This window comes from Nonomuraea sp. NPDC052129, from assembly GCF_040680095.1.
In the GTDB taxonomy this organism is placed as follows: domain Bacteria; phylum Actinomycetota; class Actinomycetes; order Streptosporangiales; family Streptosporangiaceae; genus Nonomuraea.
Genome location: NZ_JBFAVX010000021.1, coordinates 108,883 through 132,100 on the forward strand (window position 1 = coordinate 108,883; position 23,218 = coordinate 132,100).

21 protein-coding genes are annotated in these 23,218 nt (G+C 70.2%); 9 read left to right on the plus strand and 12 right to left on the minus strand.

Annotated features, from left to right (window positions below; genetic code table 11):
* Positions 1-49: 49 nt before the first annotated feature.
* Positions 50-949, minus strand: coding sequence for a PAC2 family protein (locus AB0L53_RS36440; protein WP_357940625.1), 900 nt, complete (start codon positions 947-949; stop codon positions 50-52).
* Between the two features lie 85 nt (positions 950-1,034).
* Between AB0L53_RS36440 and AB0L53_RS36445 the strand changes: the two genes are divergently transcribed.
* Both AB0L53_RS36445 and AB0L53_RS36450 read left to right on the plus strand, forming a co-directional pair.
* A complete protein-coding gene (locus tag AB0L53_RS36445) occupies positions 1,035-1,436 on the plus strand; it encodes an ankyrin repeat domain-containing protein (RefSeq protein ID WP_364004008.1) in 402 nt (133 codons plus the stop codon).
* 154 nt (positions 1,437-1,590) lie between these two features.
* The gene (locus AB0L53_RS36450; RefSeq protein ID WP_364004011.1) at positions 1,591-2,511 is read left to right on the plus strand and encodes a hypothetical protein; all 921 of its coding nucleotides are present in this window, start codon (positions 1,591-1,593) and stop codon (positions 2,509-2,511) included.
* On the opposite strand, the gene AB0L53_RS36455 is transcribed toward AB0L53_RS36450, so the two are convergent.
* The gene (locus AB0L53_RS36455; RefSeq protein ID WP_364004014.1) at positions 2,508-4,631 is read right to left on the minus strand and encodes an ATPase; all 2,124 of its coding nucleotides are present in this window, start codon (positions 4,629-4,631) and stop codon (positions 2,508-2,510) included. The genes AB0L53_RS36450 and AB0L53_RS36455 overlap by 4 nt on opposite strands.
* A gap of 109 nt (positions 4,632-4,740) precedes the next feature.
* On the opposite strand from AB0L53_RS36455, the gene AB0L53_RS36460 reads away from it, so the two are divergent.
* Entirely contained in the window at positions 4,741-4,866 is a 126-nt protein-coding gene (locus AB0L53_RS36460) for a hypothetical protein (RefSeq protein WP_358437978.1), read from the plus strand.
* 321 nt (positions 4,867-5,187) lie between these two features.
* On the opposite strand, the gene AB0L53_RS36465 is transcribed toward AB0L53_RS36460, so the two are convergent.
* Genes AB0L53_RS36465 through AB0L53_RS36475 form a run of 3 tightly spaced genes read right to left on the minus strand, consistent with a single transcriptional unit; the run spans position 5,188 to position 9,229 of the window.
* Positions 5,188-6,123, minus strand: a complete 936-nt coding sequence (locus AB0L53_RS36465; RefSeq protein WP_364004017.1) for an ABC transporter permease subunit — start codon at positions 6,121-6,123, stop codon at positions 5,188-5,190.
* Positions 6,120-8,774 carry a CocE/NonD family hydrolase gene (locus AB0L53_RS36470; RefSeq protein ID WP_364004020.1) on the minus strand — a complete coding sequence of 885 codons (2,655 nt, stop codon included), beginning with the start codon at positions 8,772-8,774 and terminating at the stop codon, positions 6,120-6,122. The genes AB0L53_RS36465 and AB0L53_RS36470 overlap by 4 nt, the downstream gene beginning before the upstream one ends.
* A 47-nt stretch (positions 8,775-8,821) precedes the next feature.
* Entirely contained in the window at positions 8,822-9,229 is a 408-nt protein-coding gene (locus tag AB0L53_RS36475; protein ID WP_225289115.1) for a PaaI family thioesterase, read from the minus strand.
* Between the two features lie 97 nt (positions 9,230-9,326).
* Here AB0L53_RS36475 and AB0L53_RS36480 point away from each other — a divergent pair, with 97 nt between their 5' ends.
* Positions 9,327-10,595, plus strand: coding sequence for a cytochrome P450 (locus AB0L53_RS36480; protein WP_364004024.1), 1,269 nt, complete (start codon positions 9,327-9,329; stop codon positions 10,593-10,595).
* Between the two features lie 95 nt (positions 10,596-10,690).
* On the plus strand, positions 10,691-11,878 hold the full coding sequence (locus AB0L53_RS36485; protein ID WP_364004027.1) for a hypothetical protein: 1,188 nt from the start codon (positions 10,691-10,693) through the stop codon (positions 11,876-11,878).
* On the opposite strand, the gene AB0L53_RS36490 is transcribed toward AB0L53_RS36485, so the two are convergent.
* Both AB0L53_RS36490 and AB0L53_RS36495 read right to left on the minus strand, forming a co-directional pair.
* Entirely contained in the window at positions 11,836-12,861 is a 1,026-nt protein-coding gene (locus AB0L53_RS36490; protein ID WP_364004030.1) for a CopD family protein, read from the minus strand. The genes AB0L53_RS36485 and AB0L53_RS36490 overlap by 43 nt on opposite strands.
* Positions 12,858-13,478, minus strand: a complete 621-nt coding sequence (locus AB0L53_RS36495) for a copper resistance CopC family protein (RefSeq protein ID WP_364004033.1) — start codon at positions 13,476-13,478, stop codon at positions 12,858-12,860. The genes AB0L53_RS36490 and AB0L53_RS36495 overlap by 4 nt, the downstream gene beginning before the upstream one ends.
* Before the next feature lie 119 nt (positions 13,479-13,597).
* On the opposite strand from AB0L53_RS36495, the gene AB0L53_RS36500 reads away from it, so the two are divergent.
* Complete coding sequence (locus tag AB0L53_RS36500; protein WP_364004036.1) at positions 13,598-14,083, plus strand: hypothetical protein; 486 nt, start codon at positions 13,598-13,600, stop codon at positions 14,081-14,083.
* Positions 14,084-14,090: 7 nt separating this feature from the next.
* On the opposite strand, the gene AB0L53_RS36505 is transcribed toward AB0L53_RS36500, so the two are convergent.
* The 4 genes from AB0L53_RS36505 to AB0L53_RS36520 form a co-directional block, all read right to left on the minus strand.
* Positions 14,091-15,056, minus strand: a complete 966-nt coding sequence (locus tag AB0L53_RS36505; protein ID WP_364004039.1) for a diiron oxygenase — start codon at positions 15,054-15,056, stop codon at positions 14,091-14,093.
* A 66-nt stretch (positions 15,057-15,122) separates the two neighbouring features.
* The gene (locus tag AB0L53_RS36510) at positions 15,123-15,722 is read right to left on the minus strand and encodes a TetR/AcrR family transcriptional regulator (RefSeq protein WP_364004042.1); all 600 of its coding nucleotides are present in this window, start codon (positions 15,720-15,722) and stop codon (positions 15,123-15,125) included.
* Positions 15,723-15,733: 11 nt separating this feature from the next.
* Complete coding sequence (locus tag AB0L53_RS36515) at positions 15,734-17,080, minus strand: HAMP domain-containing sensor histidine kinase (RefSeq protein WP_364004045.1); 1,347 nt, start codon at positions 17,078-17,080, stop codon at positions 15,734-15,736.
* A gap of 3 nt (positions 17,081-17,083) precedes the next feature.
* On the minus strand, positions 17,084-18,316 hold the full coding sequence (locus AB0L53_RS36520; RefSeq protein ID WP_364004048.1) for a HAMP domain-containing sensor histidine kinase: 1,233 nt from the start codon (positions 18,314-18,316) through the stop codon (positions 17,084-17,086).
* A gap of 159 nt (positions 18,317-18,475) precedes the next feature.
* Between AB0L53_RS36520 and AB0L53_RS36525 the strand changes: the two genes are divergently transcribed.
* Genes AB0L53_RS36525 through AB0L53_RS36535 form a run of 3 tightly spaced genes read left to right on the plus strand, consistent with a single transcriptional unit; the run spans position 18,476 to position 22,112 of the window.
* Positions 18,476-19,642 (plus strand): acyl-CoA dehydrogenase family protein, encoded by a 1,167-nt coding sequence (locus AB0L53_RS36525; protein ID WP_364004051.1) that lies wholly within the window; start codon positions 18,476-18,478, stop codon positions 19,640-19,642.
* The gene (locus tag AB0L53_RS36530; RefSeq protein ID WP_364004059.1) at positions 19,639-20,628 is read left to right on the plus strand and encodes an acyl-CoA dehydrogenase family protein; all 990 of its coding nucleotides are present in this window, start codon (positions 19,639-19,641) and stop codon (positions 20,626-20,628) included. The genes AB0L53_RS36525 and AB0L53_RS36530 overlap by 4 nt, the downstream gene beginning before the upstream one ends.
* A complete protein-coding gene (locus tag AB0L53_RS36535) occupies positions 20,625-22,112 on the plus strand; it encodes an AMP-binding protein (protein WP_364004061.1) in 1,488 nt (495 codons plus the stop codon). Before AB0L53_RS36530 ends, AB0L53_RS36535 begins: the two co-directional genes overlap by 4 nt.
* Here the strand turns inward: AB0L53_RS36535 and AB0L53_RS36540 are convergent.
* Positions 22,084-23,208 (minus strand): C45 family peptidase, encoded by a 1,125-nt coding sequence (locus AB0L53_RS36540; protein WP_364004063.1) that lies wholly within the window; start codon positions 23,206-23,208, stop codon positions 22,084-22,086. The genes AB0L53_RS36535 and AB0L53_RS36540 overlap by 29 nt on opposite strands.
* Between the last annotated feature and the right edge of the window lie 10 nt (positions 23,209-23,218).

Genomic DNA, 23,218 nt, shown 5'->3' on the forward strand with positions numbered 1-23,218 from the left:
TCGCGTCTTTGGCCTGGCGTGCGGCGGAGGCGCGCCTCGTGGGCCGCTCCTACTCGTCGTCGCGTTCGGCCAGGAAGCGTTCGAACTGGGCGGCGAGTTCGTCGCCCGTGGGCATCGGGGTGGCCTCGGCGATCAGGTTCTCGCGGTCGGTGCCGCCCGCGAACGCGTCGTACTGCTGCTCAAGACCGCTGATCGCCGTGGACAGCTCGGTCGAGGCCTGGATCTGCTCCTCGATCTCGGTCGTGGTGCGCTGGGCCGCCTCGCGCAGCGCGTCCAGCGGGAAGAGCAGGCCGGTGCCCCGCGTGACCGCCTCCAGGGCGGCGACCGCGGCGTGCGGGTATTCGGCCTGCGACAGGTAGTGCGGCACGTGGACCGCGTACCCCAGCGCGTCGTGCCCCTGGGAGCCGAGCCGGAATTCGATCAGGGCGGCCACGCTGGCCGGCACCTGTACCCGGCCGAAGGAGCTGGTCTGGGCATTGATCAGCTCGGGACGGCTGGCGTGCATGGTGATGCCGAGCGGCCGGGTGTGCGGGACCGCCATCGGGATGCCGTGCAACGTGACAATTTTGCTGATCTTCAGCTGGTCGATGAGGGCGCCGACCGCCCGGGTGAACAGCTCCCACTCACGGTCCGGCTCGGGTCCGCTCATCACCAGGAAGGGGGTGCCGGTGGCGTCCTTCGCGGCGTAGACGGCCAGCTCGGGGCTCTCGCACTCGACCCATCTGTCGGTGTCGAAGGTCATGATGGGCCGCCGCGAGCGATAGTCGAGGAGGCGGTCCACGTCGAACGTCGCCACGGTCCGGTGCTCCAGCTCAGCCAGCAGGTGGCCCAGCGCGAGGCGCCCGGCACCACCCGCGTCGACGAAGCCGTCGAAGTGGTACAAGAGCACGGGATCGGCCAGCTCGGGCGCATCTTCTGCGAGCTTGTAGAGATCCGTCGGGTCGAACACGGTTGGACAGCCTTTCCCTAGGTACTCTCTCCAGAACCTACGACGAGCCGCAACGATTCCGTGCAAGGCACCCTATCGAGGGAGAATGGTGGACATGGACGAGGATCCGGAGCTCGAAGAGTTCGCGACACGGATGTTCGACCTGGCCAGGGCGGGCGACACGGAGACGTTGCGCGCCTACGTGGACGCCGGGGTTCCGGCAAATCTCACCAATAGCAAAGGTGACACTTTGCTGATGCTTGCGGCTTATCACGGTCACGCCGCGACCGTCCGGATGCTCGCCGAGCTGGGCGCCGACCCGGGAAGAGCGAACGACCGTGGCCAGACACCTCTGGCGGGTGCCGTGTTCAAGAAGGAGTCTGCCGTGGTCAGAGCGTTGCTCGACGCGGGCGCGGATCCGGCGGCCGGAGCCCCCTCGGCGGTGGACACGGCGCGGATGTTCGCGAACGACCAGTTCCTTGAATGGTTCCGGCAAATCGGCAAATAGCGTGAAATATGGCGAAATGTCCGGGAAGTTATCGAGTGTGGCCTTTCGAACAGTCCATCGTCATGCTGGGAAGGTGGTTACTTCTGCGCACTCCTTCAGTAGGCGACCGCTTCGCATCCCTCCATTGCCATGCCCGTTCCCGAACGAGATCAACGTGCACGCCACAGAGATCGACTCGGAAAGCCACGCATGGCTGGCCGCCTCGCACATGCTCGCCGGAGCCGACACGATCGAGCACTTCCGGCGCTCAAAGATCGGCCTGCTCGCCGCACGTACCAACCCCCTCGTGCCGCGGGACAGTCTCAGGCTGATCAACGACTGGTACAACTGGCTCTTCGCGTTCGACGACGCGTTCTGCGAGGGCGAGCTGATGGGACACCGGGCCTCTGCGCTGGCCCGCGCCCTTCCGCCGCTCCTCGAGATCCTCGACGGCCGCAAGGACCCGGACGTCACCGACCCCTTCGGGCTCGCCCTGTGCGAGCTGCTCCACCGAATCTCGGACACCGCCACCCCCGCGCAAGTGGACAGGTGGCGCATCACGGTAAAGGAGTACCTCTTCGCCCAGATCTGGGAGGCCGCCAACCGCGAGGTCGACCTGATCCCCACGCCCGAGGACTACGTGCTCATGCGCCGCATCACCGGGGCCACGTACACCTGCCTCGCGCTCATCGACGCATGCGGCGGCTACCGGCTGGAAGCGGAGGAATGGCACCATCCGGACGTGCGCGCGCTCTCCGACCTCGCCTGCGACCTCATCGGCTGGGACAATGACCTGCTGTCGTACGCCAAGGAGCGCGGCAACGACAAGGCCCGGCACAACCTCGTCACGGTGCTGGCCACGCACAAGACCCTCACGCTGCAAGAGGCGCTGCAAGAAGTGGCGAACATGCACAACGAAGCCATCGCCGCCTTCCTCGACCGGCGCGCGGCGCTCGACCACTGGGCCTCGTTACCGGTGCACAAGTATGTACGCGGCCTCGAACACTGGGTGCGCGGGCACATCGCGTTCTCGCTCGGCAGCGCCCGCTATGTCCACGCCTGGCCGATCGGTACGTGCTGGCCGCAGGCCGTCTAGTCGAGATCTCCTGGGGCGTCCAGCTCGCCGAGCGCGAGCGCGGACGCCTCATCGAGGTCGAGCCGCGTGCCCTCCTCGAAGGCGTTCTTGTAGGAGTCCTCGCCCATCACCTTCTGGCACTCCTTGACGCACTGCTCGTGGTCGCTGGTGAGGAACGGCGCGCCGAGCATGGGCAGGCCGGCCGTCTTCCAGTTCTGATGGAGCGCGCCGAGCAGTCGCGCGGCGAGCGGCGCCTGGTCCATGACGGCGAAGATCCGGGCCGTGGTCTCCAGCACCAGCAGCGTGCCGAGCGTGTCGTGGAAGTGGCGCTTGATCCGCAGTCCCTCACGCGCACTCTGCAGCGCGTCCTCGGCCCGGCCCGTCGCCAGCCGGGTGATGGACAGCGACCACTGCGCGTACGAGCTCAGCCACAGCTCGCCGCGTTCGCGGCACACCTGCAGGCAGTCCTGCAGCAGGGACTCGGCCTCATACAGCTCACCTTGCGCGGACAGCACCAGCGACAGCTCGACGATGGCCGGCAGCAGGCCCGGGTTGAGCTCCTTGTTGTCAGTGTTGAACTCGATCGCCACACCCAGCAGCGCGCTGGCCTTCTGCAGGTCGCCCTGCAGCAGGGCCGCCGTCCCCTGCATCTTGGAGGCGAGGATGACCGCCTTGGAGTCGCCGACCCTGACCGCCTCGGTGCTGCACTGCTCGGCCGCCGCCAGCGCACCGGCGCTGTCGCCCTGGCCGCTGCGTACGTAGGACAGCACCCAGAGAGCCTTGCAGCGCTGCTTGCTCACTCCCGGGTTGGCCTGCAGGGCGCGTTCCAGGTAGAGCCGGCCTTCGCGTACGAATCCGCAGCAGACCCACATGAACCACAGCGACGACAGCAGGGTCAGCGCCAGAATGGATTCACCGGGCGACCGCAGCGCGTGCTCAAGGGCCACTCGCACGTTGTCGTGCTCCTGGCGCATGCGGACGAACCAGTAGATCTGCCTCGGCCCCGACCAGGCGTCCTCGCTGCGCTGCGCCAGGCTCAGGTAGTACTCCAGATGCCGGCGCCGCATCTGCTCGGTCTGGCCGAGCTTGTCCAGCCACTCCTCGCCGTACTCCGCCAGCGTGTCGATGAGCTTGTAGCGGACTCCGGCGTGATTGCTCCTGATCAGCAGGATCGACTTCTCCACCAGCCCGGTGACCAGGTCGGTGATGTCCTCGGACGGCAGCCGGTCGTCGGCGCACACGAACCTGGCCGCGTCGAGCTCGAAATCGCCCGCGAACACCGACAGCCGCGCCCACAGCAGTCTCTCCGCCGGTTCGCACAACTCGTGGCTCCATCCGATCGCCGCGCGCAGCGTCTGATGGCGCGGTAGTGCCGTACGACTGGCTCCCGCCAGCAGGCTGAACCGGTCGGCCAGCAACCCCAGGATCTGATCGACCGACAGCGCCCGCAGGCGTACGGCCGCCAGCTCGATCGCCAGCGGAATGCCGTCGAGCCGGCGGCACAGCTCGGCCACCGCCCCGATGCTCTGCTCGTCGAGCACGAAATCGGGCATCACCGCGCCGGCCCGAGCCCCGAACAGCTGCACCGACTCATTGGTGAACAGGCTCTCGGTCGGGTCGTCGCCCGGCACCTGCAGCGGCGGAACGGGCACCACGTGCTCGTAGGGCAAGTGCAGCGACTGGCGGCTGGTGGCCAGCACCTTCAGGTTGGGAGCGCGCTCCAGCAACTCCTCGACCAGCTCGGCGCAGCCCTGCACCAGATGCTCGCAGGTGTCGATGATGAGCAGCATGTCGCGCTCGCCGACCCACTCCGACAGGGACTCGGACTCGGTCCGCGACGACTGGTCGGCGATGCCCAGCGCCGACGCGATGGTGTGCTTGACCATCCCGGCGTCCTGCAACCGGGCCAGGTCGGCGAACCAGACGCCGTCCTCGTACTGGGAGCGGATCTGGTGCGCCAGCCGAAGCACCGTGCGGGACTTGCCGACACCGCCGATGCCCGTGACCGTCACCAGCCGCGACTCGGCGAGATGTCGCTTGAGGTTGGCGAGCAAGCGGGTCCGCCCCACGAAGCTGGTCAGCTCCGACGGCAGATTGCCTTCTCGCCGCCAGCCGGTCGGGGTGGCCATGGGCGACCTCACGGGGGATAGGCGACACCTGCTTTGGCATCGTACCCTTGGGGCCCTTCGCCGCACGGGATAAGCCGCGCGGGCCGGGAATGGGTTTGTCCCTCTGAGTAGCATGTATACCGTGAGTGAATTCCTCCCGGAGCAGACGGACGACGATACGGACCTCGGCTGGGGCGACTGGCGCGACTCCCAGGACACCGACCCGGACTCCTTCTACCTCGACGACAAGCCACCTCACTGGGGTTAGGCGCGCCTTGGGCGCTGGTAAGGCAGGAAGGCCAGCTACGGAGACCGTCCTGCGGCAGGCCGCCTTGCTACTCCGCCAGAAGTCCGTCACCCACCAGAAACCGGCCGGCGCAGACGTCCGCCACCGAAGGGCTTGCACCGCTGAAAGCGTCCGCCGCTGAAAGGGCTTGCGCCGCCGATGGCATCCGATGCGGAAGGGGCTTGCGGGATCGGGGGCGTTCGCCACCGAAGGGGCCTGTGCCGCTGAGGGGCCTGCGTCACCGAAGACGGGCGACTCCGGTGGCGGTGGCGGTGGCGGGACCTTCCTGCAGCGGCAGGCGTCTTAGCTGACCACGTCTTTGCGGCGGAAGCGGCGGAAGGCCACCGCGATCAGGATGGCCGCGTACGTCACCGACACCGACGCGCCCTTGGCCATGCCGCTCCAGTCGAGCTCCGGTGCGATGGCGTCCAGCCAGGCCGTGTTCCAGAAGGTCGGCAGAAACTCCCGCAGCGACCCCAGCGCCTCCACGGCCTGCAGGATGGTGCTGATGATCCACAGGCCCACCGCCCCGCCGACCGCGCCGAGCGGTGAGTCGGTCATCGTGGAGATGAGGAACGCCAGCGCCGCCACCACCAGCTGGCTCACCAGGGCGTAGCCGATCACGATGCCGAAGCGCGGCAGCACGTCGAGCGCCGGGATCGTCTCGCCCGTGCCGGGCACCTGGATGTCGTGCCAGCCGAACGCCAGTGTGCCGGCGAGCAGTGCCATCAGGGGCAGGCAGATCACCGCCGCCGCCGAGTAGCCGAGCGCCACGATGATCTTCTGCCGCAGCAGCCGATCACGCGGCACCGGCGCGGCCAGCAGGTAACGCAGCGACGACCAGCTGGCCTCGCTCGCCACGGTGTCGCCACAGAACAGGGCGACGGCCACGACCAGCAGGAAGTTGGCCGACACCGACAGGGCGAACGCCGCGAAGTTGAGACCGCTGGCCGTCGCCAGGTCGGAGATGCGCAACGCCGACTGCTGCTGCCCGCTGGACTGCGGGCCGAACTGGAAGGCGATCACCAGGATCCACGGCAGCGCGAGCAGCAGCCCGAACATGACGAGCGTGCGCCGCCGCTTGAACTGCCTGACGATCTCGACCCGCAACGGCAACGTCCGGCGGGGCGCGTAGCCGGTCGCCGAGCGGGCCGTGGACCCGGCGGAACCTGTCGCGGTCGCTGACCCGGTCAAGGTCGCGGTCCCGTTGGTGGAGCCGTTTGTGGAGCCGTGGGTCACGACTTCTCTCCGATGAGGTCGAGGAACACGTCTTCGAGGCGCGGCCCATGTCCGTTGGTGGAGGTGGCGGCACTGAGCAGCACCGACACCGGACCCGCCGACACCAGACGGCCTCTGTGCATGACCACCACATGGCTGCACGTCTGCTCGACCTCCGCCAGGAGGTGGCTGGAGACGATCACCGTACGGCCGTCGCGGGCATAGCGCTTGAGCACCTCGCGCATCTCCCTGATCTGGGGCGGGTCGAGGCCGTTGGTGGGTTCGTCGAGGACGAGCAGGTCGGGCAGACCGAGCATGGCCTGGGCGATCGCCAGCCGTTGCCGCATGCCCTGCGAGTAGGTGCGTACGGCCCGCTCCAGCGCCTTGCCCAGATCCGCGATCTCCAGAGCTTCGTCGAACCGGGCGTCGGCGGTGGGGCGGCCGGTGGCGGCCCAGTAGAGCTCGATGTTGTCGCGGCCGGACAGGTGCGGCAGGAACCCGGGCCCCTCGACGAACGACCCGAGCCTGGACAGCACGGGAGCGCCGGGTGTCACCCGGTCGCCGAAGATGCGGACCTCACCGGCGTCGGGCTGGATGAGGCCCATCATCATGCGCATCGTGGTCGTCTTGCCCGCGCCGTTGGGCCCGAGCAGGCCCAGCACCTGACCGCGCTCGACCCGGAACGACAGGTCGTCCACAGCCAGCTCACCATTGCGGTACGCCTTGGTGAGCCCCCTGATCTCCAACGGCACCTCTTCGCCAGGCACGGGTCCCGCACCGGACGGATCGCCGTCCTCCCCGAGCACGTCGGACGAACTGCCGTCCTGCTGGACGGTGGCGGTTCGGCGCCAGTCTCGTACGGTGGAGATCCGGCGGCGGGATGGGGTTCGGCCGGTGGCCATGATGAGGGCGGCCAGCGCGATGGCGGCGAGCGGCATCGCCCACACCCACCACGCCACCCCGGTCGTGGGTGCGGCCAGCGCGGACACCGTTGGTACGGCGAGGGCGGGCGCCGCCAGGCCGACCCGGTAGGAGGCCGGTTCGACGGGTGTCGCGTAACCCATGTCGGTCGTCGTCACCGCCAGTCGCAGCCGGTGCCCCACCGCGAAGCGGTAGTCGACGGCGGGCAGCGTGACCGTGGTCTCCACGCTGTCGGCGCCTTCCGGAACCGTCACGCGCAGCGGCGAGACCAGCCCCGCGGGCAGGTTGGGCGGCTGTACGGTGTCGGCCACGTCATAGACCTTGGCGAACAGCGTCACCTGGCCCTTGCCGTAGACCTTCAACTTGACCGACGGGCTGCCGGTGAGCTGGAGCGGAGCGGTGAGCGGCGCCGACTCGAAGACGGCCACCTGGCCGGGCATGTCGAGCCCGACGCTGAGGTTGGTCGCGCCGCCGCTCCCGCCGAGCAGGCCGCCGGTGCCGGGCACGGTGGAGATGGAGGCGGGTGAGCCGCCGGGCGGGTTGGCGATGTTCTGCTCGGGGCCCTTGAGCGTGACCGCGGTGGTGGCGGTGCCGCCGAGGCCGGGGTAGGCGGCGGACTCGGGGTGGAGCCTGATGCGCTGGCGGGTGCCGGGGTCGCGGCCGCCGTCACGGGTCACGGTGAACCGCTCCGGGACCGGTGAGCCGTCACCCTTGAGGTAGTGGCCGAACCAGCCGGCCGTCTGGTCGTAGAGCCAGTCGGCCTCGCCGTTGCCGCCGTCGTGGCCGCCGTCGAACCAGGCCAGGCTCACCGGCGTGCCCGCGGCGGCGATCGCCTTGGCGTTGGCGTCGGCCTGGGCGAGCGGGAACAGCGAGTCGCGCTGCCCCTGGATGAGCAGCGTCGGCGCCTTGATGCGGCCGGCCACCGTCACCGGGCTGGACTTGCGCAGCAGCTCGATGGCCTCCGGCGTGGCCCGCCCGGTCTTGGCGACCTGCTGGTACATCTCGCAGACCGCGGGCAGGAACCTGCCGCACCTGGCCTGCTCGGCCGTCAGCGGCACGCTCTGCTGACTGAGCGCGCCCAGTCCCTGAGCGGCGCCGAGCCCCTGAGCCGCGCCGCCGCCCTGGACCGGGGCGCCGCGGCCGAAGAAGTAGCCCGCCCACATGCGCTTGAACACGCCGTTGGCCGGGCCCTGGCCACCACCGTCGGGGAACAGCGAGTCGGCCAGGTCGGCCCAGGTGATCTGCGGCACGATCGCGTCCACGCGGCTGTCGTAGGCGGCCGTCATCAGCGCGATGGCCCCGCCGTATGAGCCGCCCGCGATGCCCACACGCGGGTCGCCGGGTGCGTCGAGCCGGACCTCGGGCCGCTTGGCCAGCCAGTCGATGAGCTGCTTGACGTCCTTGACTTCGTAGTCGGCGGAGTTGAGCGCGATCTCGCCGGTCGAACGGCCGAAGCCGCGGGCCGACCAGCTCAGCACCGCGTAGCCGTCCTGCGCCAGCCGCTGAGCCTGCTGACGCACGCTCTGCTTGCTGCCGCCGAACCCGTGCGCGAGCAGCACGACCGGAGCCTTCCCCCCGCCGGCGGCCGGGAAAAACGTCGCGTCGAGCTCGACCCGCTGGTCGTCCGCCGGCCCGTCGACGACGGAGATGCGCTGGTCGAGGCCCTTCGCCTCGGAGGCGGACGGCCACACCAGCCACGTCACCACCCCCGCGAGGGCGAGCACCGCGACCAGCGCGGCCACACGTTTCATGTGGTTGAGCCTACTTTCCGCACCTGAGAAACCCCTGAGACAGTGGATCAGCCCAAGATCGCGTAGACCGTGGACGCCCGTGCGGCCGGCTCGGCCGCCCCGTCGGCCGTCAGCGTCACGTCGGAGAAGGCCAGCGTCCGGCCGAGTTTGGAGATGCGTACGTCGATGAGCACGTCCTTGCCCGTCACCGGCCGCTGGAACGTCGTCGACTGCTGCACCGTCGTCATCGGCACGAACCCGCCCCTGGCCGAGGAGATCGCGATGACCGTGGCCGTGTCGGCGGCGGCCATCATGGCCTGGCCACATAGGCCGCCGCCCTCTCTGGCCAGCGCGTCGGACCAGGGCAGGCACACCACCGCGTGGCGCTCACCCAGCTCCCGCACGCGCAGCCCGAGCTGCTGGATCCAGGGCGCGAAGTAGTCGCGCAGAATGGCCTCACCGTCTTCTGGAGTCACCAGCCCATCATGCAGGCTGGCAGGCATGAGCGAGGAGACGCGGCGAGAGCCTGTGGATAACTTCCTGCCACGGACGCCGCCTGTGGAAAAGCCGCCCGTGAGTGAGGTCTTTCTGCCCGCCACGTACGCGCACGCCGTCCCGTACGACCTCTACGATCGGCTGCGGCGGGAAGCCCCCGTCTGCCGGATTCCGGAACCGGCGGTCGGCCCGTGGCGCGAGGGGCCCGGATACTGGGGCGTGTTCCGGCACGCCGACGTCAAGCACGTGCTGCGCGCGGCCGACGACTTCTCCTCGCACCTGGGCGCCACGCAGATCCGTGACCCCGACACCCCCGCCGACCTGGCCTTCGTGCAGGCGATGATGCTGAACACGGACCCGCCGGACCACTCCCGGCTGCGCAGGATCGTGGCGGCCGCGTTCACGCCGCGCGCGGTGCGGGCGCTGGAGCGGACGATCGCGGAGCGGGCCGCGTCGCTGTTCGCCGCGGGCTCGTGCGACTTCGTGGAGGTCGCCGCCGACCTGCCCGTCTGGACGCTCGCGCACGTCATGGGTGTGCCGGACGAGGACAGGCGGCTGCTGTACGACTGGGCGTCCCGGGTGATCGGCTACCAGGACGCCGACTATGCGGGGCTGTCCACGGCCGACGCCGAGTCGCTCAGCCCGATCGGCCGCCTCGCCACTGCCTCCCGTCCGCGGCTCGGGCCGGGGGTGAACCCTCGCTCCCGGGCGGCATTGGCGGACATGTTCGCGTACGCGCACGCCCTGGCCAAGACCAGCCACGGCGAGTCGGTCATGTCGGCCATGAGGGACGGCGGCCTGACCGAGGCGGAGTTCGAGAACATGTTCTTCCTGTTCGCCGTCGCCGGCAACGAGACGCTGCGTAACGGCATCCCCGGCGGCCTGCTCACCCTCCTCGAACACCCCGCCCAGCTGGCCCGGCTGCGCGCCGACCCCGCCCTGCTCGGCTCGGCGGTGGAGGAGATGCTGCGGTTCTGGCCGCCGGTCATGGACTTCCGCCGTACGGCCACCCGCGACCTCACACTCGGCGGCCGGAGCATCCGCGCGGGCGAGAAGGTCGTCGTCTACCACGCCTCCGCCAACCGTGACCCGTCCGTCTTCACCGACCCCGACCGGTTCGACATCGCCCGCACCCCGAACGACCACGTCAGCTTCGGCTTCGGCCCGCACTTCTGCCTCGGCGCCCACCTGGCGCGCGTGCAGTTCCGGGCGGTCTTCGCCGAGCTGCTCGCCTGGGACGTCGAGCTCGCGGGGGCGCCCGTTCGCCTCACGTCCAACTTCCAGAACGGGCTCAAACACCTGCCCGTACGGCTGAGCCACCGAGGAAAGCCGTTGACCTCCGCCTGACCATGCGCGCCGGTCTCGATGCCTTCGACGGCAGAACAACAGCACGAGGGACATGCACGTATTGCTCCGGAAGAAGGCATCGTAAGATTTCCGCCGTGAAGGCTCCCGCAATCATCAAGACCGCCGCCGAGTGGGCCCTGCCGCATTGGACCCGCGGGCAGGCGGGGCGCGAGACGCCGCCCGACCTGTTCAGGGTTCTCTACTACGGCTGGCTGGTGGCGTTCACGTTCAAGGTGCTCGGCGCGACCTGGGACGTCTCCTGGCACTTCAAGTGGCTGCGCGACGACCTGGCGCCGCCCCACCTGCTCAACTCCGTCGGCACGGCCCTGGCCCTCGCGCTGACCGTGATCCACGGCTACACCGGCTTCGGCGTGGACAAGGCGGCGCTCCGGCTGATCCAGTGGGGCACCGGCATATTTCTCGTCGCGGTGCCGCTGGACCTGATCAACCACCGGGTCAACGGCCTGGACATCACCTCGTGGAGCCCGTCCCACCTCATGCTGTACGGCGGCTCGTTCTTCATGATCGCCGGGGTGATCCGCGGCTGGTTCATGGGCGCGCCGCCCGGCAGGGAGCGCACGGTCATGCTGGGCGCGTTCTTCGCGTTCTTCCTGGAGAACGTGCACTTCCCCGAGCAGCACCAGGAGTACGGCATCCTGTCGATCGGCGCCTGGGACAACCACGCCATCTACGCCGAGCCCATCCTGCTGCGATTCGCCGCCGACCAGATGGGCCGTCCGGTCGACCGGGTGATGATGACCAACTTCACCCTTCCTGTGCCCGACTTCCTCTATCCGGTGTACGCGGTGGTCGTCGGTGTGACCGTGCTGGTCGTGGCCCGGATGATGATCGGCAGGTTCGGGGCGGCGACGCTGGTGGCCGGCTCCTACCTGGCGTTCAGGACGGTGGCCTGGCCGTTGCTGACGTTCACCAATTTCCCGCCGTCCGCGCTGCCGTACTTCCTGGTGATCGCCGGTATCTGCGTGGATCTCGCGTTCGCCGTACGGCTGCCCATGCGGGGTCTGGCGCCGGTGCGCGCGGTGCTCGGGGCGGCCGTGGCGACCGCCGCCGTCTACGGTGCGCTCACCGCGCAGAGCTCGATCATGGGAGCGGTGTACGGCTCGCTGAAGGGGCAGACCGGCCTGCTCGGCGCGCCGCCCCTGGTCCCGTCGTCGGCCGTCTGGGCCGGGGCGGGGCTGATGATCGCCTGGCTGGTCTGCGAGTGGCTCGCGACGCGGCGTCAGCCGATCGAAGCCCGGGTGATCGCGACCGCCACGCCGTAGGCCATCCCCATCAGGGCGACCTCGGCGGCCACCCAGCCGACCACGGCCGTGGGCTCGGCGCGGCGGATCAGCGGCAGCAGCCGGAACCTGATGTGCCCGGCCAGCGGTACCAGCAGCGCGGTGAGCGTCAGCTTCACCACCACGAGCACCCCGTAGTGACTGGTCACGATGGCGCCCGGCAGCTCAACGCCGGGCGTCAGCGCCATCGTGCCGAGCCCGGTGATCAGCCCGGACAGGCCGACCAGCAGCAGGCAGACGGTCGCCATCCTGGAGAAGCGCGGCAGCGCGGCGGCCAGCAGCGACGGACGCGGCGCGACGAACACCGCCACCGCCACCAGCCCGCCCGCCCACGCCGCCGCGCCCATCACATGCGTCTCCATCGCGATCATGATGGGGTCGTGCCAGACGGAGTTGACCGCGTGACCGGTCACCGGAATCGGCAGCAGGCCGAACAACGCCACGATGATCCGCAGCTCGGCGGGCACCTTCTCGCCGAACCGCACGGCCATCAGCCCGATGCCCGCGGCCACCAGCGCGCACGCGGCGCTGAACAGCAGCCCCTGCCCGGTGCCGACGCCGTCGACGTAGGCGGCGATCATGCCGACCGTGGGCAGGCCGCCCGGGTTCAACTCGGCCGTCTGGAACACGATCGTCAGCAGCGCGCAGACCGCCCACGCCCACGCGGCGGTGACGGTGAGCGGTCGCGTCCTGCGCAGGACCGGCTCGGTCAGGTCCGGCGCGTCGAAGCCGAGCAGCTTGGGCACCAGGCTCAGCCCCACCACGGCCACGGCCGCCAGATCGAGCAGCACCCGTACGATCGGCAGCCCGTACGCCACGACCGGCCCCGGCATCGGGATGCCCGGCACCGCCTCCTGGGCGGTGAACGTGCTGGCCGCCACGGCGGCGACGATCGCGCACACCGCGAACGCCCCGACCACCCACCGCCCGCCGATCCGCTGCCTAGGGAGAGCGGTGATCGTCACGCCCCGGCCCCCTCTGTGTCGCGCGCCTCACCATCGCGCGCCTCGCTGTCGGCGGGGGCCGGGGTGCGGGCGCGGCGCAGGGACACGGCCGTGCCGGCGGCCAGCACCAGCAGCGCCCCCACGATCCAGACCACGGCCATCCCCGCTCCGCCGTTCGCCGCCGCCTCGGCGGCCTCGGCTCCGGCGTCCCCGGTGCCGCCCTTGACGGCGTCCTGCGTCCCGGCGCCCTCCTGTACGGCCGTGGCGCCCGCCGCGAGGGTGAAGCTGATCTTGCCGGTGACCGGATGTCCGTCGGCCGACAGGATCCGGTAGCCCACCACGTAGGCCCCGGCCGTCCGCAGCGGCTTGACCTTGATCGACACCTTCTCGGCGGCGACCTCGGCCGTCCCGTCGGCCCACGCCGTGCCGTCGGCCCCGGTCACGCCCACCTGCGCGTATCCCTGGCGTACCGCCTGGTCGAACACGAGCGTGATCCGCCCGGGCGCGGCGCTCAGCGTCGCGCCGTCCTTGGGGTCGCTGCCGACCAGCACGTTGTGCGCTCGCGCCGGGAGAGCGACGCCCACCCCGGCGAAGGCGAGCAGCAGGATCACGACCAGCCGCCGCACCGAACTCGTCAAGTCTCTACTCGCAAAGTCTTGTCGCCGGGTGAGCCGGTGAACCGTGCCGCTCAACGCGACCTCCTCATCACCCTCGTAATAAGAGTGGACGCCAACAGAAACCCGAATATCGTCTCACCATGACGAACCTGTTCGGCGGCGCCGCCCCCTTCTACGTGAAGTACCGGCCCGGATACGGGGAAGAGGCGATCGGCTGCCTGGCACGGGCGTTCGGTCCCGGCAGCCGGGTGCTCGACCTCGGCTGCGGCCCCGGTACGGTGGCGATCCCGCTGGCGGGGGCCGTGCGCGAGGTGCGCGCCGAGTTCGCGATGAACGAGTTCACGGCGGCCAACTCCTTCCAGGCCAGCGGGGAGCACCATGACGACGTGCTCGCGGACTCGCCGTTCGACCGGCTGGAGTCGAGCCTGTTCGAAAAGCGGCTGACCTGGGACCTCGACGCCGTGATCGGGCTGCAGTTGTCGTACTCGTACACCACTCCCGACAGGCTCGGCGACAGGGTGGCGGAGTTCACCGACGCGGTCCGGCGGGTGCTGCTGGCCGCCAACCCGTCGGGCGTGTGGGAAGAGCGGGCGATCACCGAGGTGCTGGTCGCCCGCCGTTCCTGAAAAACCTTCAGTCCCAGATCCCCATGACCTGCCAGATCGGCCGGGTGAGAGCGTTCACCAGGCCGATCTCGGTGCACAGCTCGCGGGTCTTGCCCACTGAGTCGCGGATCTCCCGCTTGGCCGCCGGGTTGCGCAGGTACACCTCGGTCACCACGTCACACGGGATGGCGAACCGTCTGATCATCGGCCCCGGTGGCGCCAGCATGATCCTGGCCATGATCCCCAGGATGATCGGCGAGGCGACACCCAGCATGAGGCGCCGGTAGCGCGGCATCCTCGGCACCCGGTTGCGCAGGTAGTGCCGGGCGAAGGAGATGTGCCTGGCCTCCTCCGCGATGTGGATGCGCATGATCGTCTCTTCGAGCGGGTGGTGGACCCGGTCGTCCTTGAGCACCTTGCGCTGGACGTGGTCGATCGGGTCCTCGCCGCCGAGCACGAACACGAAGAACAACTCGGTCGAGATCAGCGGGATCCAGGGGGCGACCTGGGCGAGCAGGCTGAGCGGCCCCGGCATGCCGCGCACGGGGAGCTTCGTCCGGTTGACGAACTCCTGGAACATCATCCCGTGATGTCCCTCTTCGATGGTCTCGTGGTAGACGTAGCGGAATTCGGGTGACCCGTTCGGCAGCCGGTAGGCGTAGTTGAGCAGGCCGCGCTTGAGCAGGTTCTCGAACTGCAGCCCGATCTTCATCGCCGTGGCCAGCCGCCACAGCCCGATCCTGGCCCGCGTCTCGGGGGAGCGGCTTCGATACCACGGGTGGGCGCCGAGCTTGTCCACCTGCGGCAGCTCCCAGCGAGGGTCGGTCTGGTCGACGAGGAACTCCGGATCCTCCCAGGGGATGTCCTTGTACGGCTCCCAGTGCTTGTCGACCGACGCCTTCGACAGGCGCTGGATGACCGCCTCGTAGGCGCTGCGGTCGGCGACCCGCTCGTCGGTCTCCCTGGCGGTGGTAGAGCTCGGTGCGCGTGTCATCGCCTGCTCCTCTCCTCGCCCGGTAATTGTACGAAGCATCCAATAAGAGGGGAAGAGTGACGCCGATCACAGGTCGTCCGGGTTCAGGCCGACCTCTGCGGCGGCCGTCGCGCGGAGGAGCCGGGTGGCCCAGCGGCGCGACACGACCTTGGGGTGCACGTGGATCTGGATGGCCAGCCCGTCGAGCAACGCGAAGATCCGCCAGGTGGACTCCTCGGGGTCGGGGCAGACGAAGTCGCCCGACGCCACGCCGGCCTCGATGATCTCGCGCAGCAGGGTCCTGCCCCGCAAGTCGAGCCGTCGCGCGGTCTGCTCCAGCTCCTTGTTGCGCATGGACTCCGACCAGGCGTCGATCCACAGCCGCCAGCCATCGGAGGAGCCCGCGGGGGAGGAGCGGCGCAACAGCGCGCGCAGCCGCTCGCGCGGTGTGCCCGGCGACTGCTCGATGGCGTCCAGGGTGTCGAGATGCATCTGGGCGGCAAAGGCGAACGCCTGCGCGAACAGCTCGTCCTTGGTCTCGAAGTGGTAGAACAGCAGGGCCTGGCTCACGCCGGCGGCTCTGGCTATGTCGATCGTCCTGGTATGCCCGAACCCCTGCTCGGCGATCACTTCGCAGGCCGTCTTCAGTAAATCTTCGCGCCGTAATCGGCTGAAACCCCGTGTCACAGCGGGCCACTTTAACTACTAACCCGGGGGATTTGTAGGACAAACCGGGCGCCGATGTCGGAATCTTCGACCGTGAGAGTACCACCGTGCGCCGTGGCGATCTCGCGGGCGATGGGCAGCCCGAGCCCCGTGCCCCCCGCGTCGCGGTTGCGTGAGGCGTCCAGCCGGGTGAACCGGCGGAAGACGTTCTCGCGCTGGTCCGGCGCGATCCCCGCGCCGTCGTCCAGGACCTCCAGTACGCCCCAGTCGTCCCGCTCGTCGACGGTCACGGTGATCGTGGACTCGGCGTGCCGCTCGGCGTTGTCGAGCAGGTTCGCCAGCAGGCGGGTCAGGCGCAGCGGGTCACCGGTCACCACCACCGGACGCAGCTTCAGCTCCACGCGCTTGCCGGGCGGCCGGCGGGCCAGCTCCTCCTTGACCAGCTCGGCCAGGTTCACGTCGGCGCCCAGACCGGGCGCGCCCGCGTCGAGCTTGGCCAGCGTCAGCAGGTCGGTGACGATGGCCTGCAGCCGGTCGAGGCTCGACAGCAGGGCCACGGCGGTGCGCGGCCAGTCGGCCTCGTCCGGATGGAGCATGGCCTCCTCGATCTGGGCGCGCATCGCGGTGAGCGGCGTACGCAGGTCGTGCGAGGCGTCGGCGGCGAACCTGCGCTCCTGCTGGACCGCGTGCTCCAGCCGGTCCAGGGTCTGGTTCACGGTCCGGGCGAGGTCGTCGAGCTCGTCGCGGTGCGGCAAGGGCGGCACCCGGCGGCCCAGGTCCGTGGCGGTGATCTCGGCCAGCTCGGTCTTGATGTCCGTGACGGGCCGCAGCGCCTTGACCACCGTCATCCTGGCCACGTACGCCGAGATCGCGGAGAGCAGCAGCACGGCGAGCAGCACGCCCACCACATAGAGCGGGCTGATGTACCAGGGGACGGCCGGGATGTAGGCGCAGACCGTCCAGAACGCCGACCCGACCGGCACCCGGTACCCCACGACGATCAGGCATTTCACGCCCGGCACCCGGTTGGTGCAGACCGTGGCGTCCAGGCGGTTGTCGTCGCCCGTGGAGGTGTCCCTGATGAGCGGCGGATAACCCAGTAGTCTTGGGCTGGCCTGCCGTACCGTGCCGTGGTCGTCGATCACCTGGAGGAGATCGACGTCCTCGGTGCTCGCCACGGGCCTCATCCGCTCCGGCGCGGACCGCTGGACGCTGACCGCGACCCGGCGAGCGGCGCCGGCCGCGTGCTCGATCTGGTATCCGGTGAGCGCGCTGTGCGCGAGCGGTGTGATGAGCACCGCGGTGACGAAGTAGCCGACCAGCGTCGACAGCAGGGCGGCCACCGTCATCCGGCGCCGCACCGACCACTTGGCGAACACCGCTCAGCCTTCCACGATGGGGAGCCGAGGGAGCCGCACCACGAAACGGGCGCCGCGGTCGGAGTCCTCCAGGGTCAGGGTGCCGCCGTGAGCCAGCGCGATCTCGCGGGCGATGGCCAGCCCCAGCCCGGTGCCGCAGGCGTCGCGCTCGCGCGCGGCACTCAGCCGGGTGAAGCGCTGGAACACCACCTCCCGCTGGTCCGGCGCGATGCCCGCGCCGTCGTCCACGACCTCGATCACGGCCGCCCCATCGTCGTGCCGTACGGTCACCGCGACCTGGGACTCGGCATGGCGCTCCGCGTTGTCCAGCAGGTTGGTGAGCAGGCGGGCCAGCCGGACCGGGTCGCCCATGACGATCACGCCCGGCTCCAGCGTGGTGATCATCGGCTTGGACCGCCGCCCGGCTGTCTCGGCGCCGACCAGCTCGGCCAGGTCGACGGGCTCGCGGACGGCGGGGGCGCCCGCGTCGAGCTGGGCCAGCGTCAGCAGGTCGCCGACGATGGCCTGGAGGCGGTCCAGGCTGCCCAGCAGCGCCACCCCGGTCCGCTGCCAGTCGGCGTCGCCGGGATGCAGCATGGCCTCTTCGACCTCCGCGCGCATGGCGGTGATCGGGCTGCGCAGGTCGTGCGAGACGTCGGCGACGAACCTGCGCTGCCGCTCGGCCGCGCACTCCAGCCGGTCGACCGGCCGGAGGGTCCTGGCCACCACCCGGGACACGCCGAACCAGGTCAGCGCCACCAGCGCGAGCGAGTCGCCGCCCAGGAACCCCAGCATGGCCGGATGGACGTACCGCGGCACCATGGCCCCGGCCGCGTAGATCAGCCAGTCGCCGCCCCGCTCGTAGACGCGCAGGACGGTCAGGATCTCGCACCGGCCGGGGAAGTCGGGCAGGTCGCACACGACCCGGGTGCGGTTGGCGTTGTCGGCGTCGGGTGTCCACTCGCTCATGCGCGGGCGGCCGGTCAGGTTCGCCGTCGTGGACACCACGCGTCCGGCCGAGTCGACGACCTGGATCCCGTCCACCTCGCCGCTGATGACCGGAGGCAGCTCGTGCCGCTTGACCAGGTGCACCACGCGCAGGGCGGCGGTGAGCACCTCGTTGGTGCGGCGCCCGACCACCGTGGTGTGCACCGCGTGCAGCGCGAGCGCGCTGACCACGACGCACAGCAGCGCCATGGCGACGCTCGCGAACAGCGTCAACCGCGCACGCACGGACCGCCCGAACCGTGTGACCACGCCTTTCCCCCCGGCGATCAGCCGATCACACCTAGTAGCCCCCATCCTAATTAACGGAGATTCGGCGACAAATCCGGATAAAACGCCAACCGAACGGCGCTCTATGCGTGCCGCATTCGGCTGGTTAGAGTAAGTGAGCACTGATGTCAGGGAGACGATGTGAACCTTGATGAGTATCGGCATGCCGCCAGGGCCTGGCTCCTCGAAAACGCTTCGGCCGGTGACTCCCCGGAGGCCGACCCGGTCGCCAGGGCCAAGGACTTCATGGCCCGGCTCTACGACGCCGGATACTCCGGCATCACCTGGCCGGCCCGCTGGGGCGGCCAGGGGCTGACGCAGGCGGAGGAGCGCGCGTTCGCCGCCGCGGCCCGCGACTTCACGTTGCCCACCTACGTCTTCTCGATCGGCCTCGGCATGACGGGCCCGACGCTGGTCGACCGGGGCACCGACGAGCAGCGCGAACGCTTCGTCCGGCCGCTGCTGCGCGGCGAGGAGATCTGGTGCCAGCTCTTCTCGGAGCCCGGCGCGGGCAGCGACGTGGCCAGCCTGCAGACCAGGGCCGTACGTGACGGCGACGATTGGATCGTCAACGGCCAGAAGGTCTGGACCTCGGTCGCCCACCACGCCGACTGGGGGCTGCTGCTGGCCCGCACCGACGTCGAGGTGCCCAAGCACAAGGGCCTGACCATGTTCGTGGTCGACATGCGCCATCCGGGCGTCACGATCCGGCCGCTCAAGGACATGACCGGCCGGGCCAACTTCAACGAGATCTTCTTCGACGACGTCCCCATCCCCGACGCGCACCGCGTCGGCGAGATCAACGACGGCTGGAGCGTGGCCGTCACGACGCTCCTGCACGAGCGGCTGTCGATCTCGGCGGGCGTCGGCATGGGCCAGGGCAAGGACGACCCCACTTCCCTGGCGGCGCTGCGCCAGGTGGTCGACACCACCGACCCGCTGGTCAGGGACGAGCTGGTCGAGCTGCACATCCGCTCGCGGGCGCTCGCCCTGTTCAACCAGCGCCTCTCCCAGGAGACCAAGGCGGGCATCTTCCCCGGTGCCCGCGGCAGCGCCGCCAAGCTGCTGCTGGCCGAGCTGTACCTGTACCAGGCCGACCTCGCGACCCGGCTCGTCGGGCCCGAGGCGGTCGTCGGTGGCCACCCGCTGGCGCAGGCGATCTCCATGGCGCCCGGCATGTCGCTGGGCGGCGGCACCAACGAGATCATGCGCAACATCATCGGCGACCGCGTGCTGAACCTGCCGCCCGAGCCGCGGGTGGACAAGACCGTGCCGTTCAAGGACCTGAAGGTGGGGACGCAGGGGTGAAGCTCGTACTCAGCCAGGAGCAGCAGGAGCTCCGCGCCGCCGTCCGCTCGTTCCTGGCCGCGGCCTCGCCGCTGGCCAAGGTCCGTGAGGGCTACGACCGGGAGGTGTACGCGCGGCTGAACGGCGAGCTCGGCCTGTCCGGGCTGATCATTCCGGAGGAGTACGGCGGGGCGGGCGCGGGCTTCGCGGAGCTGGCCGTGGCGCTGGAGGAGACGGGTGCCGCGTTGCTGCCCGGACCCTTCCTGGCCACGGCGTTCGCCACGATCGCGCTGACCCGGGTGCCGGACAAGGAGCTGCTGACCGCCATCGCCGAAGGCCGGATCACCGCCACGCTCGCCATCGGCCCACTCACCACCGGCCCGCTCGACCGGGTGATCAACGGGATGGAGGCCGACGTCCTCCTGCTGCGCGACGGCGGGGTCCTCACGGCCGTCGACCTCACCGCGCCCGGCGTCACCAGGACCGCCCTGGAGACGCTCGACCTGACCCGCGGCCAGGCCCGCGTGGAGCTGGACGGCGTGCCCCGGCGTGAGCTCGGCCCGCTGCCGGACGGCGTCGACGACCTGCTGGCCGTGGCGCTGGCGGCCGAGCAACTCGGCGTGCTGCGCGCCGCGCTGGCCGCCATCGTCGCCTACGCCAAGATCAGGGTCGCCTTCGGCCGCTACATCGGCTCCTACCAGGGGGTCAAGCACAAGCTCGCCGACATGCACTGCAAGCTGGAGCAGGCCGAGTCCATCGTCCGCTTCGCCGCCTGGGCCGCCGACGAGTCGCCGGAGGAGCTGCCCGCCGCCGCCGCGCTCGCCCAGGCGTACGTGGGGCGGGCCTGCTTCGAGGTGGCCCGTGACCACCTGCTGCTGTACGGCGGCATCGGCTACACCTGGGAGCACGACGCGCACCTGTTCTACAAGCGGGCCAAGGCCGACGAAGTGCTGCTCGGCCCGCCCCGAATCCACCGAGCCCGCCTCGCCGAGCTGCTGGAGCTGTGACGGACATCAGTGGACTGCCCGGCTTCTACGCGATCGCCGCCGCCGACCCGGACCGGCTCGCGGTCATCGACGTGGACGGGTCCCGGACCACGTACGGCGAGCTGCTCACCCGGGTCAACCAGGTGTCGCACGGCCTGCGCGCCCGTGGGCTGACCGACCGGGACGTGGTGGCCGGCGTGCTGCCGAATGGCCTCGACGCGGTGATCATGATCATGGCGACCGGGCAGATCGGCCTCTACTACGTGCCGATCAACTGGCATCTCACCGAGGCGGAGGTGGCCTACATCCTGGCGGACTGCGACGCGAAGATCGTGGTCACCGCGGACGGCCACGTACCCGGGAGCGAGATCGGCACGGCCGGGCTGGCCGAGGGTCAGCCCGGAGACGCGCCCGGCGGGCGGGCCGGCGGGGCCGTCATGTGGTACACCTCCGGCACCACCGGCTTCCCCAAGGGCGTGCAGCGGCCGCTGTCCGGAGCCGAGCCCGAGGCGGTCGTCCCGCTCTATGTCTGGTTCCTCGGCGAGATCGTGGACCTGGTGCCCGGTGAGGCAGTGCACCTGGTCACCTCGCCGATGTACCACTCGGCGCCGTGCGCCCACACGCAGTTCGCGCTGCATCTCGGCCACACCGTGGTGATCACGCCACGCTTCGAGCCGGAGAACATCCTGGAGCTGGTCGAGCGCCACCAGGTGACGAACGCGATGATGGTCCCGACCATGTTCCACCGGATGCTGCGGCTGCCGGAAGAGGTCAAAGCGCGCTACGACGTGTCGAGCCTGCGGCAGGTCATCCACACCGGCGCGGCCTGCCCGGTCGCGGTCAAGCAGGGGATCATGGACTGGTGGGGGCCGGTGCTCTACGAGTACTACGGCTCGACCGAGTCGACGATCGCCTTCTCGGTCAAGCCGCACGACTGGCTGGCCCGGCCCGGCACCGTGGGCAAGCCGGCGCCCACCTTCGAGGTCAGGATCCTCGACGAGGCCGGCCAGGAACTGCCGACCGGCGAGCCCGGCATGATCTACGTCAAGTCCAGCCTGGGCACCTTCGAATACCGCAAGGACCCGGCGAAGACGGCCGCCAGCATGCGCGGTGAGTGGTACACCCCCGGCGACATCGGCTACCTCGACAAGGACGGCTTCCTGTTCCTGTGCGACCGGCGCACCGACCTGATCGTCTCCGGCGGGGTCAACATCTACCCAGCCGAGATCGAGGCCGCGCTGCTGGAGCACCCCCTCGTGGCGGACGTGGCCGTCATCGGGGTGCCCGACGAGGAGTGGGGGCACAGCGTGGTCGCCCTCGTCCAGCCGGTGGCGGGCGCCACGGGCGACTCCGAGCTCACCGCCGAGCTGCTGCGGCACTGCGAGCCGCGCATCGCCCGGTTCAAGCACCCGAAGGTGATCCAATACCGGGACGCGCTGCCCCGCACGCCGACGGGGAAGCTGTCGCGCTCCAAGGTCAGGCGGGAGTACCTCGACTCGCGGTGAAGACCAGCTCGTCGGTGTACCCCTTCTCGTCGCCCAGGTAGAACCGGGTCGACAGGGTGCGGTCGGCCGGGTCGAAGACCGTGCTCCACACCGTGCGGAACGGCAGCGCCGGGTCCGGCCGCACGGCCAGCAGGCTCGCGCGCAGATCCTCTGGCGACATCGGCGCGCCCTTGCTCCGCTCGTACAGCGAGCGCAGCCGCTCGAACGTCTGGAAGCTGGACTCGGTGTCCTCGGGCAGGTCCATCGGGTCGGGGTGGCGGTGCAGGAGGTGGTTGGTGACGCAGAGCGGCGCGTCGCCGAACTCGATGATGTGCTCCGCGCCGTCCGCGCCGCGCTCCCACACGAACGCCCGGCCGTGCGCGTCGGCGACGAGGTAGTGCAGCGGCACGCCGTGGTCGTACTGCTTGGCGCCGAGGAGCGCCTGCTTGGCCTGCTCCACATTCTCGCAGGTGTCGACGAGGAACCGGGGCAACTGCGCGCTGCCCACCCCGACCTGCGGCGAGACGTCCTGCGGCGGCTCGGCGCTGGAGAAGTCGGCGATGAGCAGCATGACGACCAGACCGGCCTCGTTGACGCCGTCCATGCAGCCGTCGAGCTCGGACATCGTGATGACGGTGGAGGCCAGGCCGGTGTCGGGCACCGTGGTGATCACGTACGGCCTGGACGACATCGGCAGCTCGCCGGGCCGGGCGGCCTGGCCCATGATCTCGCTGGTGGTCGTGGTGAAGAAGTCGTAGTTGCGGCCCACTCTGCCGTGGCCGTCGGTGCCGGCGGACGGCGGGCACCACAGCGCTGAGCAGCCCGAGCCCGCGGGCACGTAGCCCAGGCCGTCGAGGGCCAGCTCGTCCTGGTCGGGGTCGAGCCCGAGCGCCGCGGCGGCGCCGTCCATGCGGGCGTGGTGCTGGGGCCAGTGCCGCTCGAACCAGGTCCGGCGGGCCCGGTTGACGGCGGGGTCGGCGGGCGTCGGCGCCCAGCCGAGCCTGAGGGCCTCCTCGGTGAGCGCCCGGCCGATCTCGACCTGGCTGCCGTGGAGGGTCAGGTGGCGGACGAGCTGGAAGTCGTTCCTGCCGCCCGCGATCTGCGTCATGTTCTTCATGACCGCCAGG